We start from the raw sequence: 13932 nt of genomic DNA on the forward strand, positions 1-13932 counted from the left end.
TAGCATTTAAAGAAGAGTAAGGCCAAAAGCCTTACTCTTTTTTGTTAATTTTAATACATACCTCATGGCAACTTCATTGAAAAGCTTAAGCCAGTATTCGGACAAAAACATACTGGATATCTCGAATAAAAAATTTGGCATCGTGGTTTCTGAATGGAATGACCAGGTTACTGAATCTCTCTTCTCAGGAGCATTGGATACACTCTTAAAGCATGGAGCAAAAAAAGAAAACATTTTTAGGAAAAATGTTCCAGGTTCATTTGAACTCACCTTGGGTGCACAATGGTTGGCAGAATTAAATGAAATTGATGCCGTTATTTGTTTGGGCTGTGTGATCCAGGGAGAAACCCGGCATTTCGATTTCATCTGTGATGCTGTGGCTCATGGTATCACTAATGTGGCCTTGAAGTATAACAAGCCAGTTATTTTTGGGGTTTTAACGCCGAATAGCATGCAACAGGCCTTAGACAGGGCTGGGGGAAAACATGGTAATAAAGGGGATGAAGCCGCTATTACAGCAATCAAAATGCTGGGTTTTTAAACCTTTGCTTTTAACGGGAATAAGTCTAAGATTTGGGAGTGAAGGTACTGCCAGTCGTATTGGTTCCAGTCCAATTTTAATAAAGCACTATTTCTGTTATGCTGAAGTTAACATAAATAAGATTACAAACCATTAAACCATTTCCATGATGAAAATAATGAAGTTCGGAGGGACCTCAGTAGGCAAACCCGAAAGAATGCATCAGGTAAAAGACCTAATCACCAGAGACAAGCAAAAGAAGATTGTTGTCCTTTCTGCACTTTCAGGAACCACCAATGCTTTGGTTGGTATTGGTGAAGCACTTGCTGAAGCCAATAAGGAACTGGCAAAAGAAAGGATTGACAGTCTTCATTCCCATTATTTGCAATTCTATAAAGAATTGCTCAAAACTGAAGCAGCAAGGTCAAAAGCAGAAAAAATTATAAAAGAACATTTCGAATTTCTTAATATTATTCTGAAAATTTCCTTCAATGAAGCTATCAACAGGGATATTTTGGCTCAAGGAGAGTTGCTTTCAACCAAATTGTTCTTCACCCTCTTACAAGAGTTGGATATACCTGCAGTATTTCTGCCCGCCTTGGATTTTATGAGCATTGATGAAAATTCCGAACCGGAATTGAAAAAAATTGCCGAAAAGGTCAAAGTGATATTGGCTAATTATCCTGAGGATCAAATTTTCATTACCCAAGGTTATATCTGCAAAAATCACCGAAATGAGGTCGATAATCTAAAGAGAGGAGGATCAGATTATTCTGCCTCATTGATAGGTGCAGCTGTAAGTGCTGATGTAGTGGAAATTTGGACGGATATTGATGGAATGCACAACAATGACCCTAGAGTGGTCGACAAAACCAGGCCAATTGCGCAATTGTCCTTTGATGAGGCTGCAGAGCTGGCCTATTTTGGCGCAAAAATTCTCCATCCCGCTTCTATTTGGCCGGCACAGCAATACAACATTCCTGTAAAGCTTTTGAATACTATGGAGCCTGATGCTCCGGGTACGACCATTACAGCGAAAGAGATAGGTTCGGGGGTAAAAGCCCTTGCTGCAAAAGACGGGATTACCGCTATAAAAATTAAATCCAGCCGTATGTTGTTGGCTTATGGATTCCTTAGAAAAGTTTTTGAAGTATTTGAGAAATATAAGACTTCCATTGACATGATCACGACTTCAGAGGTTGCAGTGTCGGTCACCATAGATGATCTGTCCCATTTGGATGAGATTGTAAAAGAGCTGGAAATATATGGAATGGTGGAAGTAGATAAAAACCAGACAATTATTTCAGTGGTTGGGAATATGATAGCTGAGTCAAAAGGTACCTTGGCAAAAATAATGAGCAGTATTTCAGACTATCCGATCAGGATGGTATCCTATGGGGGAAGCCGCCATAATGTTTCTTTATTATTGGACGCTAAATATAAAAATGAGGCCCTGAAAAGTATGAATGAAGGTCTATTTGAATGGTAAAGATTATCATTTGTATATGGCCATTACAAGCAAGAATGGCTCTTTGATTTTGTGAAAAATTAAAAGAATGGCAGGATAAACTTGGGGGGGTATTAGAGGAGGAATAGGGGAAAAAAAAAGCTGGATGTTTTTGATTTAAACATCCAGCTTAAATATTACTTTTTTTCTCTCTATTAGGCGGTCCTCAGTAACTTCAATTCTCCGTTTCGCTTCACTATTTTAAGATTGAAATGTTGGTTGATGAATGCTTTGCAGTGGTTTTCGGACCATTCTGCCCTGGAATCCGTATCAAAAAGCAAGGTCATCCTCAACATGTTTTTCACATAGGGTTCATGTATACCCAATTCCCTGATCCAGCTGACAAATTGAGTGGCCCATTCCTCCTTAAACTTGTCTAAATGGGTCCGTCCATCAAAAAGTAATTCCAACTGGTTATCGCCGTTCTGATATCTGTAAATCCCGCAAAGCTGTCTATAAATCATCCTGATCCTATCTTTGGGAAATTCATAAGTATCCAAAATTTTAGCAAAAGTCTCATCCATCAACATCAATGGATTGTAAAGCTGGGTATAAGATCTTTTTAATTCAAAAACCATCAATTCCAACAAGTGCTCCTCCATAAGGGATTGGGCTTGCCTCAAAATATAATTTTTGTCTAATGGGAATAATTTTTGAATCATATTAAAGACGAATCTTTTGCAAATTAGGCTTTTACTTCCAAATATTAAAGATTTTGGTCTGAAATCATTTCATCAATAGCTCTTTGAATCAAGTCAATTTCATATCCCCGGCTAATTAAGTATTGCTGTACTTTATATTTTTTTTTGAGAAGGTCTTTATCCTTGATCAAAGACCATTTTTTTTCGGTAAGTTGAAATAGGTTTTGCCAATATTCTTCAGTGTCTATTTCTTTCATACCGGATTTGATACAATTGGGACTGATTTGACGGAATTTCAGTTCCTGTAAGATTTTGTTTTTCCCCCATTTTTTAAGTTTATATTTACCCCTAACGAAGGCCTGGGCAAACCTTTCCTCGTTCAGAAAATCTTCTTCAATCATCAGAGAAATCAGCTCTTCTGCAGGGTTTCCGAATATACCCTTTTCGGATAATTTGTTCCTTACCTCCTCCTGGTATCTTTCCTGATAGGCGCAATAAGCGGCAATTTTTATTTTTGCTTCCTGCATAGTCCAATACTTTTTAGGCTGATCGGGATTATATTCTTTTCGTGGGTAGGACATTTTATGTAATTTTATCCCAAAGTAACTTTACCAGTTATTTTTTTCAAATCTATTCATCAAACCATTAAACATCATGCGTAAAAAAATTGTAGCTGGAAACTGGAAAATGAATCTCAATTTTGAAGAAGGACAAAAGTTGACTTCAGAAATTGTAAATATGTTGAAAGATGAAAATGTAAAGGATGTGACTGTCGTTCTCAACCCTCCATTTGTTCATTTGTATCCGGTGAAAAAACTTATAGGAGATACGCCAAATCTGTTTCTGGGTTCTCAAAATTGCTCAGATAAAACCTCAGGGGCTTATACCGGGGAAATTTCAGCGGCAATGTTGGCTTCCTTCGGGGCCAATTATGTGATTTTGGGTCATAGCGAGCGTAGGGAGTATTTCAAGGAATCAAATGAACTGTTGACAGCTAAGACCAAACAGGCTTTAGCACATGGCCTAACTCCCATTTTTTGTTGCGGTGAACCTTTGGAAATTAGAGAAGCAGGCACACAAGAGGAATATGTAAAACACCAGCTGACAGAAAGTCTTTTTGGATTCAGTCCTGAGGAGATGTCTAAAATTGTCATTGCTTACGAACCTATTTGGGCAATTGGTACCGGAAGGACGGCCAGCTCGGATCAGGCACAGGAAATGCATGCAGCATTGCGGGCGCATTTGGCCGGTAAATTTGGAAAAGATTTGGCGGATGAGATATCTATCCTTTATGGGGGCAGCTGTAACCCTTCTAATGCTAAAGATCTATTTTCCAAAGCTGATGTAGATGGAGGTTTGATCGGAGGGGCATCATTGAAATCAAGGGATTTTGTGGACATTGTTAAATCATTTTGAATAAAGAATACATTTCAGCATTGAAAAAAGTATCCTCAAAATGGAGTTTCTAAAAATCCGGAATTCATCGTTTGAAGAAATCAAATGTTGAAGTCCGGATTTTAATTTTCATGCCCACTTTAAATTAGATACTATGCAATACCTTGAATTTAAAATATCATGTAAAGAACCTTATCGGGAAATCATGGTTGCAGAACTCGCGGAAATCGGCTTTGATTCTTTTCTGGAAACAGATGAGGGTATTGACGCCTATATTCAGGAAGATCAATTGGTCCGAGCTTCTTATCAGGAGATTATAGATAGGTATCAGGAATCGGCATCTCTCAAAGTCAGGGAAGGGAAAATGGCCAAAGTAAATTGGAATGAAGAATGGGAAAAACATTATGACCCAATTACTGTTGGGGATAGGGTATATGTAAGGGCATCTTTCCATCAGGCCAGACCAGAGTTTAAATATGAAATCCTGATCAATCCTAAAATGTCTTTTGGTACCGGTCATCATGCAACGACCTATCTGATGATTTCCCATCAGTTAAATCTTGATCATCAAGGGAAAAGGGTGTTGGATATTGGGGCAGGCACTGGAATTCTTGCCATCATGGCCCAGAAACTTGGGGCGAAGGAAATCGAAGCCTTTGACATTGATGAATGGTGTGTGGAGAATGGCGATGAGAATTTTGACCTCAATGGCATGTCTCATGTAAGAATGGGAAAAGGGACAGTGAGAGAGGTCAATCCCAAAGGGGAGTTTGATATTGTTCTAGCAAACATCAATAAAAATGTACTTTTAGATGAGATGGAAGTTTACAGCGCTTTAGTAAAAAAAGGTGGCCACCTGCTACTTAGTGGATTTTATGTACATGACATAGCCGATATACTAAAAAAAGCAAATGCATATGGGATGGAATTGGTAGATGAAAAATCCAAAGATAATTGGGCTGCTTTAGTCATGAAGAAACCATGAATGAATTGATAATTTATGCCATCCTTTTTCTGATGCTTATCGGGCATACTCTTATGGCTGCGAAAATGTATAAAAAAGTCCATCAGGATCCCTCTTTGACTATAAGGGAAAAGAATGACTGGAAATTAAAAGCTTTGATTTTCCCAGGGTATTTTTGGGGGAAATACAACAAAAGGTAAGGATTGGGCTGCCCCAATCCTTACCTTTTGTTGAAAGTTGATTTTATTATTTACTTTCTGTTTGGACATCAGCAGTAAAGGGGTTGGACTGTCGGATCAGCCCATCCGGTAATTCCCCTTCAGTTGAAGCTACAGCCACGCAGACTGTGGCATCTCCAGTGATATTTACTACAGTTCTGAACATATCCAAAATCCTATCGGGCGCAATGATCAAGGCAACTCCAGCACCAGGAACCCCTATAGCTTCCAAAACGATAATCAACATAATCAATCCTGCACCCGGTACTCCGGCAGAACCAATGGCAGCTAAAGTGGCAGTAAGGACTATGGTCAATTGTTGGGAGATGGTTAAATCCATTCCTAAAGCCTGAGCGATGAACACTGCTGCAACTGCCTGATATAAGCTGGTGCCATTCATATTGATGGTAGCGCCCAGAGGTAAAACAAAACTACTGACTTCTTCTGAAACACCGAGCTCATCTTCAACCAGTTTCATAGTGACAGGTAAAGTGGCGGAACTGGAGGAGGTGGAAAATCCCAATAACATAGCTGGTCTCATAGCTTTGAAAAAGTCTATGAATTTGATTTTAGTAAACGATTTTAGAATCAAAGAATAAATACCTCCAATAACCAATATCAGGCCTCCAATGACAACCAAGGTATATTTCAGAAGAGCCAACAATAATTCAACTGCTGAATCCGGATTTTCACCTGCAATTTCTACAATCAAGGAAGCCATCAATGCAAATACGCCATAAGGGGCGATAAGCATTATGTATTCCACGATTTTGATAATCACATCATTGAATGCATCAAAAAAGGAAGTAAAGTTTTTGGCCTTTTCTTTGGGAATCTGTAGCAAAGCAATGCCTACGATAATGGCGAAAAATACAACTTGAAGCATACTGCCGTTGTCTCCGGCTGCTTTAACGATATTTTCCGGAACAATTTCAATAAGGGGTTGCAGTGGACCTTGGCTGGTTACTTCAGCCGCCATATCTTTTTTACTACCTACTGCATCATCATATAATGACATCAGGTTGTCCCTGGTTTCCTGCGGGAGGCTTTCTCCAGGTTGGATAACATTGACCAGGATCAATCCAATAGTAATAGCGATTACAGTCGTAATCAAATAGGCCAAAATCGTCTTTCCCCCTATTCTTGACAGTTTTGATATATCTCCAAGGTTTGCTACCCCAATTACCAAGGAAGCAAATACCAATGGCACGGCAATCATTTTTAGGGCATTGATGAAAATTGTACCAATGGGTTTGATATAATTGATTGTAAATTCAGGAGATAACCTGAATTGAATAATTACCAAACCTACTATAAGGCCAAGTATCAATCCCCCTATTATCTGGGTGTGCAAAGGTATTTTTTTAAACATATCGACTGTTTTTGTTCTTATAACTTATTCGTCCTACTGATCAATAAATAATCTGCCAAAACCAGGGCGGCCATAGCTTCTACAATAGGAACTGCTCTTGGAACCACACAAGGGTCGTGCCTTCCTTTTCCTGAAACGGTTACAGTTTCTCCGGCTTCATTAATTGAATCCTGATCCTGCATGATTGTGGCTACCGGCTTAAAGGCAATATTGAAATAAATATCTTCACCATTGGAAATCCCTCCCTGAATCCCTCCAGAAAAGTTGGTTTTGGTCCTGATCCTTCCCTTTTCCTGATAAAAGGCATCATTATGTACCGACCCCTTCATTTTTACACCTTCAAAACCACTTCCATATTCAAATCCTTTGACTGCATTGATACTGAGCATGGCCTTTCCTAATTCTGCATGAAGCCTGTCAAATACAGGTTCTCCCAAACCAGGAGGAACTCCTTTAGCCACACAACTTACAACTCCCCCTATTGTATCCCTGCTTTTTCTCACCTCTTCAATAAGCTGGATCATTTTTTCGGCCATGTCCTTATCCGGGCAGCGTACAATATTATTTTCCGTATTTTCCAGATTTAAATCCAAATAGGATTTTTCCAATTTCAGTTCTCCAACCTGAGAGACATATGCCTGCACAGAGATTCCAAAATGTCTTAGAAATAATTTTGCAATTGCTCCTGCAGCTACTCTTGCTGCAGTTTCCCTTGCGCTGCTTCTTCCTCCCCCTCTGTAATCCCTGATACCATATTTTTCAAAATAGGTGTAATCCGCATGTGAAGGTCTGAATTTATCGGCTATATGACCATAATCTTTACTTTTTTGGTCGGTATTCATGATAACCAAACCAATGGGTGTTCCAGTACTTTTTCCTTCAAACACTCCGGAAAGAATCTGGAATTCATCTTCTTCTTTTCTTTGGGTGGTTATTTTGGACTGGCCAGGTTTCCGCCTTTGCATTTCAGTCCTAATAAAATCCTCATCAATAGGGAGGCCTGCTGGACAGCCCTCAATGACCACGCCCAAACCAAGGCCGTGAGATTCACCAAAAGTGCTTATTCTGAATATCTTTCCAAATGAATTACCCATTGTCTTTTTTCATAATAAGGACGGCCAATAAAATCACAGAGCCGACCAATAGTAAGTTGATAAAGATTGAAAAATAATATTTATATCTCTGGTATGAAAGTTTATTACTTTCAACCTCTATTAAATCATAAATTCCTCCCAAACGCTGGTTTGAAATAGCCTGATTGACCTTGGATTCTCCGGTTACATTAATGATAGCCGAAGGCCTTAAAGTATCATATTTTGCCAATACCGGATTAAAATATATCCATTCAAAGTGATCTGTTAGCTTTACTTGACCCGGTTCATTAATGGTCAGGTAATAATTAAATTCTTTTATTCCACGGATTTTACCTATGCCCTTGTTGATCTGTTGTCGGACATTTGGGTCAAATGTATTGAGTTTATGGATCTGTTTGGTCCTTGGTGCTGAGACAGCATTGATATTTCCTTCACCTGTGATTCCGAAATTATAGGAAAACCCTTCGCCGGTCTTTGCTTCAAAAGAGGTAATGTTTTCTCTCAATTGAAATACCCCAACACTGACTTCATTCCTAAGGGGGTGCTGCGGAAGTGGTTTAACTTTGAGTTTTTTCTCTGAAGAATAGAAAGTTTTAAAATCCTCCAGGCGGTTGCTACCAAAAAAAGTCGGATTTTTTGCGACCCTATATTTTATCATTTCCCAGGAAATTGATGGGATGGTGATTTCCCCTTCAGAAAAAGGGAAAAATGTAGCTTCATAAACCTTGTATTTGATCCAGTTTTTCCCGTTGATGGTCACACGCTCGGGTTGGATATTGGTAATATTGAAATTCTCTTCCCAAGCATTACTCGGTTTCATTTTTTTAAGGATTTCATCCAATTGTCTTCCAGGTTCATAAAACTGAAAAGGAGCCTGATTCGTTTCAGACATGAAAAAAGCCAAACTCACGTTAAAACCTTCTCCTACAAAAACTTCATCCTTATCTATGGAAGAGGCAAAAAAAGCATCATCTTCCACCTCGATAAATTCCGGTTCCTGTCGGTCCCTACTGCCAAATAAGTCATCAAAGGGATCATAAATATTGGATTGCCTTTGAGTAGGGCGTGAGTCAATGACACTGATTTTTTTACCGGGAGAGGAATACATGGTTCCGTTGATTTTGACAGAAAATTCCCCAAGGTTAAAATCCCCTTTTCTTGAAGGTTTATAATATTGAATGATACTGTTTGTACTACTTACCTGTCCATTGATGATATTCATGGATGTAGATTGGGAAATGCCTTGCTTTTGGAAGCCGAGAATATCAGGAAATTCATCATATGACTTTATTTTGTCGTTGGATAAAGTCACTTTAATGCTAAACGTTTCGTTCAATCCAATCTCGTCAGGCCCTAACTCAATGACCACATCTTGAGCAGATGCACTTAATGAAAAAAATCCCAGAATAAAATATACAAATAAGAAAGTGATTTTCGTTTTATTCATGTTGGTGTTCTTGCTTAATGCCCGCAAATTAACTTTATATTTTAAACGCAACAAACCTTTCTTTGTATCGTATGAACAGGTATTGTTGTTTTGTTTAACCCATAAATTCTTTGAGATATGTTAGAATACGTTAAAACCGTGCTGATGAAGGTCAGTTTTGACAGAAGGCTCTTCGAGAAAGAGTTAAGGAAGGCCCTCAATCTTTTATTGCCATCAGAGATTCAGGAATTCAAAGATTGGTGTTACCGGAAATTTTCAAACAGTTATGAACCTGTCCTAAATAAATACTTTGTAAGTTTTGCAGGATAAAGAAAAAAGCTCCGAAAGGAGCTTTTTTTATAGGATAGGATGCCTTTCAAATTTTCTGGATCTGTCAAATAAATACCTGTAGGTTATTAATCTTCTACTTTGTTTTCCTCCAAGGTTTTTTGAAATATTTAAAATTTTTGGATTAAAATCCCCTTGCCAAAAGAGCTCTAATGTCTTATAAGCTGTGGATTTTTTAATTACTTTTTCTGCTTCGACAATCATGAAATAATCAATCCCTTTTCCTTGGAATTCAGGGACAATTCCAAATACTAAGCCTACGAAATTGCTGTTTTTCCCAAAAGTCTTCAGGAAGAAAAATTTCAATTTTTCCCAAAGGCCAAGCTTACCGTTAAAATTCTTAATGATTTGGTTGATATCCGGTAAATTGACCCACATGGCAATAGGTTCGTCTTTATAATAGGTAAACCAGATCAGTTTCTCATCCATGACGGGCTTTATCGAATTGAATAATTTCAAAGCATGTGCCGGAGCTATCTCTTTGTTCCCATCATGGGTCGCCCATGCTTTATTGTAAACAGTACTGAAGTCATTCGCAAATTTTGTAAGGTCATTTTTTCTTAAATGACTGACCTTAAATTCAGGGAGTTGGGAATACTTCTCGTGACTGATATAAAATTTGGGATCAAGCTGTTTAGATTCTGATGCCACTTCAAGGTAAAAGCAAATCTGATTATAGAAAGGTTCAAACCCGTATGTTTCGAAAAGCTTTTGGTAGTAAGGAGGATTGTAATTCATATTATATATGGGCTGGTGAAACCCCTCTACCAATAGTCCCCACCATTTATCCCGGTCTCCAAAATTTATCGGTCCGTCCATGGCCTCCATGCCTTTTTCCGAAAGCCATTCTTTGGCTGTGTCAAACAAGGTGTTAGCAGAAATTTGATCATCAATACAGTCAAAAAATCCAATTCCCCCTACTGGAAATTTATCTCCTTTGTTTTTGTATTTCCTATTCACAAAGGCAGCGATCCTTCCAATGGGTTTTTGCTCTGTGTCTTTCAACACCCATCTGACAATTTCTCCCTGTTTTAAAAATTTATTTTTTTTCGGATCAAAAACTGCCAGCACATCCTGGTCCAAGGGCCTGATCCAGTTGGGATTAGACTGGTTAATGTTTAGATGGACCTTTAGGAAATCTGCTTCATCCTGTTTTGAAGTGACCATTAAAAGACTCATAATTTTGCTGGGTTTAAATTAAAATTAATAAAAAATTAATTGGAACTATTGACTCTGGAAAAATATGTTCCTTTTTAGACCGGATAATTTGGTCCTTTTGATGGCGGATTTTTTAAATACCTTATTGAATGTTTCCTCTGTAATTTCTTCCCAATCTTTTTTGTTCATTTCTTCAAGGTCAGGATGAGGATGGAATGCAGGTTCCTGATGCGCTTTTGAAAATCGGTTCCAGGGACAGACGTCCTGACAGATGTCGCAGCCAAAAATCCAATTTTCAAATTTACCCTTTACTTCTGTAGGAATTTGTTCTTTGAGTTCAATTGTAAAATAAGAAATGCATTTTGATCCGTCCACTACACCTGGCTGAATTATGGCATCAGTAGGACATGCTTCAATGCATCGGGTGCATGTTCCACAATAATCTTTAACAATTGGAGGATCAGGGGCTACTTCCAGATCAACTATCAATTCTGCCAAAAAGAAAAAACTTCCCATCTGTCTGTTTAATAATAGACTATTTTTGCCCAGCCATCCCAAACCTGATTTTCTGGCCCATTGTCTTTCCATGATAGGGGCAGAGTCTACAAAGGCCCTGCCTTCAAAATCCCCGATTTGCTCCTGAAGTAATAATAGTAATGTTTTCAGTTTATCTTTTATAACAAAATGATAATCTTGGCCATAAGCATATTTTGCGATTTTAAAATCCTCAGGTTTTTCGGATAGCTTTTTTGGGGGGTAATAATTATAAATTAAACTAATTACTGATTTAGCTCCTTCCACCAATTTTGTGGGATCTAATCTCTTGTCAAAATGGTTGGACATATAGGACATCTGTCCATGGAAATGTTTGTTGAGCCATGCCTCAAGTTTGGGGGCTTCTTCTTCAAGAAATTCCGCTTTGGCTATACCGCAGAAATCAAATCCGAGTTTTTTTGCCTCAGTTTTGATGATCTGAGCATATTTTATGGGGGTTTTCGACATATTTATTCAGGGATGGGAAAAACCTAGCCGAATAGGTTCCCTGTTTCACCCTTAAGATTAGGTTTTATTTTCAGATGTTTATAAGCAAGATCTGTCGCCATTCGGCCCCTTGCTGTCCTTTTGAGATATCCTTCCTGGATTAAAAAAGGTTCGTATACTTCCTCTATCGTTTCAGCTTCTTCCCCACATGCGGTGGCAATAGTGCTTAATCCAACTGGCCCACCCTTATATTTTTCAATAATTGTCATCAAGATGCGGTTGTCCATTTCATCCAATCCATTTTCATCTACATCAAGTGAATTGAGGGCAATTTTTGCAATATCTAAGGTTATTTTACCAGTGCCTTTGATTTCTGCAAAATCCCTTGTTCTCCTTAAAAGCATATTGGCAATTCTTGGTGTCCCCCTGCTTCTTCTGGCAATTTCATAGGCAGCGACTTCATCTATGGGGGTCTGCAATATCCCCGCAGATCTGCCGACAATATCGGTGAGCAATTTGGCGTCGTAATATTCTAGCCTGGAATTGATCCCAAATCTAGCTCTTAAGGGCGAGGTCAATAAACCTGACCTTGTGGTTGCACCAATCAATGTAAAAGGATTCAGGGAAATTTGAACTGAGCGGGCATTAGGACCGGAGTCCAACATGATATCTATCCTAAAATCTTCCATGGCTGAATAAAGATATTCCTCGACCACCGGATTTAATCTGTGAATTTCATCAATGAATAGCACATCTCCCTCTTCCAGGTTTGTCAACAAACCGGCCAGGTCAGAAGGTTTATCCAATACAGGCCCGGAAGTTATTTTAATTCCTGCTTCCAGCTCATTGGCAATGATATGGCTTAGTGTGGTTTTTCCTAATCCGGGAGGTCCATGTAATAGAACATGGTCCAAAGGTTCATTTCTTCTTTTTGCTGCTAGCACAAAGATTTTAAGGTTTTCTACGATTTTAAATTGTCCTGTAAAATCATCAAAATTCAGGGGCCTTAATGCCCTTTCAATTTCTTTATCAGAGGAATTCAATTTATCCTTTTCTCCACTTAAATAATCTTCTCTCATAATTGTCAGATCGGCATTTACAAATATAGGAATTTAGACCATGGCAAAACAGATAAATTCCTCCAGGTCTATTTTGCAATTTTGTTGCGTTTTAATTCAGAATTGGAAGAATAATTGGATAAATAGCCGTAACTTTCGCCAAAATAGAAGGTTCTATGCGAAGTAATGCCAATAAAAACATTATTTATTCCATTGTGCTCTTGCTGATGGTGGCTATTGTGTACCTGTACCGGCAAAACCAAAAGCAAAATATTCAGGAAATTAAACAAGACTTTACCAATAAATTGGTTTTATCAGGTAATACTATGGGGACCACCTATAGGATAGTTTATCTGGATGACCTTAACCGGGACTTTCAGGAATCAGTGGATTCGTTGTTAATGGTCTTTAATCAATCGCTATCGACCTACATTGCTGATTCAGAACTGAGCCGTTTTAATCAAAGTGATTCACTACAATTTGAATTGCCTTTTTTGTTGCCAGTATTGAAGTCAAGTAAAGAAGTTCATATGCTAACGCAGGGGGCCTTTGATCCAACAGTGGGTCCTTTGGTCAATCTTTGGGGATTTGGTCCGGGAGGCCCACAATTAAAAGACAGTGTAAATATCAATACCATGCTTGCATTGGTGGATTTTAATTCCATTGAATTTGACAGCGTTCAAGTCAAAAAGCTGAAACCAAAAATGTACCTGGATTTCAGTGCTATTGCAAAGGGTTATGGAGTGGACATTGTAGCCGGATTCCTTCAAGATAAGGGGATTGATAATATGTTAGTGGAAATTGGGGGGGAATTGGTTGCAAAAGGTACCAATGAGAATGGTGAATTGTGGCGGGTTGGGGTAAATAAACCCGAGGAAATTTCCAAACCGGATGAATTGTATTCCATTATCGCACTCAGCAATAGGGCCATGGCCACTTCAGGGAATTACAGGAATTATTATGAAGCTGGGGGAATGAAAATATCCCATACCATTGACCCTGCTACTGGCAGACCAGTGAGACATGGGCTTTTAAGTGCCACGGTAATTGCCAATGATTGCATGAGGGCAGATGCTCTGGCCACTGCAATCATGGTAATGGGAACAGAAAAAGCCATTGAACTGCAAAAGAAAAACCCTGATTTTGAAATATTTTTAATTTATAATGATGAAAATGGACATTTAAAATCCTATGCAAGTGAAGGGATCATCCCATTTCTTTCATTTGTTCAAGAGTAGGAGTAACTGGTT

15 protein-coding genes are annotated in these 13932 nt (G+C 38.6%); 7 read left to right on the forward strand and 8 right to left on the reverse strand.

The window, feature by feature from the left end; genetic code table 11:
- Window positions 1-64 precede the first annotated feature (64 nt).
- Window positions 65-541 carry a 6,7-dimethyl-8-ribityllumazine synthase gene (gene ribH, locus ACFSKV_RS02730; protein WP_380800177.1) on the forward strand — a complete coding sequence of 159 codons (477 nt, stop codon included), beginning with the start codon at window positions 65-67 and terminating at the stop codon, window positions 539-541.
- Between the two features lie 148 nt (window positions 542-689).
- Window positions 690-2009 carry an aspartate kinase gene (locus tag ACFSKV_RS02735; RefSeq protein ID WP_380800287.1) on the forward strand — a complete coding sequence of 440 codons (1320 nt, stop codon included), beginning with the start codon at window positions 690-692 and terminating at the stop codon, window positions 2007-2009.
- Between the two features lie 173 nt (window positions 2010-2182).
- Here the strand turns inward: ACFSKV_RS02735 and ACFSKV_RS02740 are convergent, their stop codons facing one another.
- Together ACFSKV_RS02740 and ACFSKV_RS02745 are read right to left on the reverse strand one after the other, a co-directional pair.
- Window positions 2183-2689, reverse strand: a complete 507-nt coding sequence (locus tag ACFSKV_RS02740; protein WP_380800179.1) for a hypothetical protein — start codon at window positions 2687-2689, stop codon at window positions 2183-2185.
- 44 nt (window positions 2690-2733) lie between these two features.
- A complete protein-coding gene (locus ACFSKV_RS02745; RefSeq protein WP_380800181.1) occupies window positions 2734-3249 on the reverse strand; it encodes a regulatory protein RecX in 516 nt (171 codons plus the stop codon).
- A 73-nt stretch (window positions 3250-3322) separates the two neighbouring features.
- On the opposite strand from ACFSKV_RS02745, the gene tpiA reads away from it, so the two are divergent.
- From tpiA to ACFSKV_RS02760, 3 genes are all read left to right on the forward strand, one after another.
- Entirely contained in the window at window positions 3323-4084 is a 762-nt protein-coding gene (gene tpiA, locus ACFSKV_RS02750; protein WP_380800183.1) for a triose-phosphate isomerase, read from the forward strand.
- Between the two features lie 133 nt (window positions 4085-4217).
- Complete coding sequence (gene prmA, locus ACFSKV_RS02755; RefSeq protein WP_380800185.1) at window positions 4218-5048, forward strand: 50S ribosomal protein L11 methyltransferase; 831 nt, start codon at window positions 4218-4220, stop codon at window positions 5046-5048.
- Window positions 5045-5227 carry a hypothetical protein gene (locus ACFSKV_RS02760; protein WP_380800187.1) on the forward strand — a complete coding sequence of 61 codons (183 nt, stop codon included), beginning with the start codon at window positions 5045-5047 and terminating at the stop codon, window positions 5225-5227. The genes prmA and ACFSKV_RS02760 overlap by 4 nt, the downstream gene beginning before the upstream one ends.
- 46 nt (window positions 5228-5273) lie before the next feature.
- Here the strand turns inward: ACFSKV_RS02760 and ACFSKV_RS02765 are convergent, their stop codons facing one another.
- The 3 genes from ACFSKV_RS02765 to ACFSKV_RS02775 are packed head-to-tail and all read right to left on the reverse strand — an operon-like array spanning window position 5274 to window position 9158.
- Window positions 5274-6617 (reverse strand): dicarboxylate/amino acid:cation symporter, encoded by a 1344-nt coding sequence (locus tag ACFSKV_RS02765; RefSeq protein WP_380800188.1) that lies wholly within the window; start codon window positions 6615-6617, stop codon window positions 5274-5276.
- A gap of 17 nt (window positions 6618-6634) precedes the next feature.
- Window positions 6635-7711 (reverse strand): chorismate synthase, encoded by a 1077-nt coding sequence (gene aroC, locus ACFSKV_RS02770; RefSeq protein ID WP_380800189.1) that lies wholly within the window; start codon window positions 7709-7711, stop codon window positions 6635-6637.
- On the reverse strand, window positions 7704-9158 hold the full coding sequence (locus tag ACFSKV_RS02775; protein WP_380800190.1) for a BatD family protein: 1455 nt from the start codon (window positions 9156-9158) through the stop codon (window positions 7704-7706). Before ACFSKV_RS02775 ends, aroC begins: the two co-directional genes overlap by 8 nt.
- A 117-nt stretch (window positions 9159-9275) precedes the next feature.
- Between ACFSKV_RS02775 and ACFSKV_RS02780 the strand changes: the two genes are divergently transcribed.
- Window positions 9276-9467: a hypothetical protein gene (locus ACFSKV_RS02780; protein WP_380800192.1), complete on the forward strand. Its 192-nt coding sequence runs from the start codon at window positions 9276-9278 to the stop codon at window positions 9465-9467.
- Window positions 9468-9494: 27 nt separating this feature from the next.
- On the opposite strand, the gene ACFSKV_RS02785 is transcribed toward ACFSKV_RS02780, so the two are convergent.
- The 3 genes from ACFSKV_RS02785 to ruvB are packed head-to-tail and all read right to left on the reverse strand — an operon-like array spanning window position 9495 to window position 12703.
- Window positions 9495-10664, reverse strand: coding sequence for a hypothetical protein (locus tag ACFSKV_RS02785; RefSeq protein WP_380800194.1), 1170 nt, complete (start codon window positions 10662-10664; stop codon window positions 9495-9497).
- 45 nt (window positions 10665-10709) lie between these two features.
- Window positions 10710-11645: a tRNA epoxyqueuosine(34) reductase QueG gene (queG, locus tag ACFSKV_RS02790; protein WP_380800195.1), complete on the reverse strand. Its 936-nt coding sequence runs from the start codon at window positions 11643-11645 to the stop codon at window positions 10710-10712.
- Between the two features lie 23 nt (window positions 11646-11668).
- Entirely contained in the window at window positions 11669-12703 is a 1035-nt protein-coding gene (ruvB, locus tag ACFSKV_RS02795) for a Holliday junction branch migration DNA helicase RuvB (protein WP_380800196.1), read from the reverse strand.
- Between the two features lie 155 nt (window positions 12704-12858).
- On the opposite strand from ruvB, the gene ACFSKV_RS02800 reads away from it, so the two are divergent.
- Window positions 12859-13920, forward strand: a complete 1062-nt coding sequence (locus tag ACFSKV_RS02800) for an FAD:protein FMN transferase (RefSeq protein WP_380800197.1) — start codon at window positions 12859-12861, stop codon at window positions 13918-13920.
- Window positions 13921-13932 lie beyond the last annotated feature (12 nt).

It is taken from the genome of Shivajiella indica (genome assembly GCF_042683085.1).
GTDB classification, from domain to species: Bacteria; Bacteroidota; Bacteroidia; order Cytophagales; family Cyclobacteriaceae; genus Shivajiella; species Shivajiella indica.

Coding starts and splice junctions, on each gene's coding strand:
- ribH (WP_380800177.1), top strand. CDS start 65: ATGGCAACTTCATTGAAAAGCTTAAGCCAGTATTCGGACAAAAACATA.
- ACFSKV_RS02735 (WP_380800287.1), top strand. CDS start 690: ATGAAAATAATGAAGTTCGGAGGGACCTCAGTAGGCAAACCCGAAAGA.
- ACFSKV_RS02740 (WP_380800179.1), bottom strand. CDS start 2,689: ATGATTCAAAAATTATTCCCATTAGACAAAAATTATATTTTGAGGCAA.
- ACFSKV_RS02745 (WP_380800181.1), bottom strand. CDS start 3,249: ATGTCCTACCCACGAAAAGAATATAATCCCGATCAGCCTAAAAAGTAT.
- tpiA (WP_380800183.1), top strand. CDS start 3,323: ATGCGTAAAAAAATTGTAGCTGGAAACTGGAAAATGAATCTCAATTTT.
- prmA (WP_380800185.1), top strand. CDS start 4,218: ATGCAATACCTTGAATTTAAAATATCATGTAAAGAACCTTATCGGGAA.
- ACFSKV_RS02760 (WP_380800187.1), top strand. CDS start 5,045: ATGAATGAATTGATAATTTATGCCATCCTTTTTCTGATGCTTATCGGG.
- ACFSKV_RS02765 (WP_380800188.1), bottom strand. CDS start 6,617: ATGTTTAAAAAAATACCTTTGCACACCCAGATAATAGGGGGATTGATA.
- aroC (WP_380800189.1), bottom strand. CDS start 7,711: ATGGGTAATTCATTTGGAAAGATATTCAGAATAAGCACTTTTGGTGAA.
- ACFSKV_RS02775 (WP_380800190.1), bottom strand. CDS start 9,158: ATGAATAAAACGAAAATCACTTTCTTATTTGTATATTTTATTCTGGGA.
- ACFSKV_RS02780 (WP_380800192.1), top strand. CDS start 9,276: ATGTTAGAATACGTTAAAACCGTGCTGATGAAGGTCAGTTTTGACAGA.
- ACFSKV_RS02785 (WP_380800194.1), bottom strand. CDS start 10,664: ATGAGTCTTTTAATGGTCACTTCAAAACAGGATGAAGCAGATTTCCTA.
- queG (WP_380800195.1), bottom strand. CDS start 11,645: ATGTCGAAAACCCCCATAAAATATGCTCAGATCATCAAAACTGAGGCA.
- ruvB (WP_380800196.1), bottom strand. CDS start 12,703: ATGAGAGAAGATTATTTAAGTGGAGAAAAGGATAAATTGAATTCCTCT.
- ACFSKV_RS02800 (WP_380800197.1), top strand. CDS start 12,859: ATGCGAAGTAATGCCAATAAAAACATTATTTATTCCATTGTGCTCTTG.